The organism is Okeania hirsuta (genome assembly GCF_003838195.1).
Classification (GTDB): domain Bacteria; phylum Cyanobacteriota; class Cyanobacteriia; order Cyanobacteriales; family Microcoleaceae; genus Okeania; species Okeania hirsuta.
The window spans coordinates 1-2,353 of sequence record NZ_RCBY01000505.1 but is presented as its reverse complement, the minus strand read 5'-3'; the positions used below and the strand labels follow the sequence as shown (position 1 = coordinate 2,353).

The following is a 2,353-nucleotide window of genomic DNA, read 5'->3' as shown; positions in this document are numbered from 1 at the left end:
CCATTAGAGGGAAACAAATTCAGAGTTTAATCCGTAAGATGAAGCAGAAAATTAAGAAAATTGAACGAGAAGGAGAGGTGATTCCTCGTGATTGTCATATCATTCGTTATCAAGTCAATAGAAATCAGAAACTGTACTATTATTATAAATTACAATCTACTTCACCGATTTTTCCTATGGCTACTGATAGTCAGAAAAAAACTAAATATAAGTATTTAGGAAAAGGGGGAAGTGAAGCTCATATTGATGCAGTTGAAAAAATGACTCGAAGGAATCTTATTGATGAGTTGGAGAGAGTTGTTCATTCCCTTCAAGAAAGTTATTTAGATATTTGTTTTGGTGGAGAAATTGAACCAGACCCATCCTATGATCTTCAGGATGATAAATAATGTGAGAAACGAAGATAATTCCAGATTTGATTTCTAATACAATCACCGATTAGTTAGTGTAATACTTACGCTAACCACTTTTTCTTTTTGTCCAAAGTCCAATTATTAGCCATTTATTGTTAATTATTCTTGTGTTTACTTCAACGTAGAGACCTTGCATGCAACGTCCCTACCCACTCCCCTACGCCATTGCTGAGGGGCGGGATGAATATAAGTGGGATGGGTATCTTGCCTGCGGTGAAAATATCAGGAACGGGGGGAACGGGAACGGGCAAGATGCCCATTCCACAAAACGATTAAAATCACCCCGCATTTATGCAACGCTCCCCTACTCCCCCACAATGCGAAAATGTAGCAAATAATTTATCAAATTGGTATAATACCCCGCCGTCTACAGGATGTTGACAATTGGTTGAGGTTTGAGTCCCCATCCACTTCTTCCTTCTTCCTTCTTCAAGAAGGTTGACGACAAATACCAAATACAGAGGTGTAACCATGTAAAAATGTACTACCACCCACCGGACCAATTTCACCATTACAGAAAAAGCCACTGATAGGAATATTCAAATAACTACTAAATAATCTAGAATCAAAATTAGGTTTACCATATAATCCTTCTCCTCTTCCCAAACAAGCAAACATTAAAGCAGTAGCATTATTTGTAGATTTAGTCTCAAAAGAAACTTCTCTTTGATAGCGCTCTAGTAAAATTTCTAAATCTTCTGCTGAGGTATTAGCATCTCGTAAATGAAATTGAATTCGTTGGCCCGCCCTTACCTTATCACCAATGGCTATCGCTCCTGCTTTAGGGTCAACTCCAATTAAATTACGGATGAGAAAATCTCCCTGTTTTAAGTTTTGCTGAAATTCGTCTCTTACTATACCGACAAAGAGAGAATTTTCTGCTAGCTTCCTGTCTTGTTCGTTGAGATTTTGTACTAAGCCTTGTAATGCTTCTAGCGGAGATTGTTTAATACCACCTACCATTTGGTCAGAACTAACTAATTCTTCAAGTTCTAGAACTATATTACGTTCTCCTTCTGTAACACGATATGGTTTACCAATAGGCCGACAGCCTTGTGCTACTATTGTTTCTAAAATAATATTGCCAGATAGAGAGACTCCTACAGCTCCTTCTTCACAAAGGCGGTCTTCACAAAAAAGTCCTGCACTGTTACCATTTGGGCCACTACTAGCTAATCCTCCTACTTTAGCTGAATTAGGATAAGCATAATCTAGCCCTTGAAGCAGGTCATTGATTTTGGCAGAAAATGGGTCAGCGAGTATAATAAATTGAGGATTGTCTGTAGTAGGTACTCCGATGAGATTACACCAGTCATCGGGAGAACTGTCTAAGTCTGGTAGTTGTTCTGCACAGATGTGAAAAGCTGTTACTGTGACTTCTGGCAAATGTGCCAAACTGAGACTAATGGCTGGTTGGTGTTCTAATTCTTGTGGTTTTCCATCATCTTTCATACCAACTATACCACCACCTCCACAACCGACGAGTACTGTTTCTGGTAAATATTCTTTTAGTAGAGGCATGAGTCGTGAATATTCACTGGTAAAGGCTGAGGAGATAAATACCAGTCCTAAATTTGCTGTAGTTCCTAATGATTCTAAACTTTTTTGTGCTACTTCTTTAACTGCTGCTTCTAATGAGGGACGGGTTGATAGAGAGTTTGACCACTGCATGTATACGGAGGCTCCTTGTGAATATATTTTTAATATTAATATTTCAGTATAGGTGAAGTTCTCTCCCGTTAAATCGGAGATGATAACGGAAGTTTCTCAAACAAAAAAGTTTCTTGCTCCTGCTGGCGCAACGTTGCACGAACACAGGTTGATTAACGTCTTACGCCTCCACAAGCAGGCAAGGTGATACCCACCTCGTTTAATGTTTTATTGCAATATGTTAATTGCAGCATTCTCATCTCTATCTAAAACTATTTTACATAATGGAC

The 2,353-nt window shown here is 38.6% G+C and carries 2 protein-coding genes; one reads left to right on the top strand and one right to left on the bottom strand.

All coding sequences use genetic code 11. The features are described 5' to 3' along the window. On the top strand, nucleotides 1–389 hold a 389-nt coding region (locus D5R40_RS32285; protein WP_205127615.1), incomplete at its 5' end, for a transposase. A 453-nt stretch (nucleotides 390–842) separates the two neighbouring features. On the opposite strand, the gene D5R40_RS32280 is transcribed toward D5R40_RS32285, so the two are convergent. Further along, the gene (locus D5R40_RS32280) at nucleotides 843–2,084 is read right to left on the bottom strand and encodes an FIST signal transduction protein (protein ID WP_124147758.1); all 1,242 of its coding nucleotides are present in this window, start codon (nucleotides 2,082–2,084) and stop codon (nucleotides 843–845) included. Nucleotides 2,085–2,353: the final 269 nt, after the last annotated feature.

What these genes read in the sequence shown, in the direction of transcription:
- D5R40_RS32280 (WP_124147758.1), bottom strand. Translation starts at nt 2,084, where the DNA reads ATGCAGTGGTCAAACTCTCTATCAACCCGTCCCTCATTAGAAGCAGCA.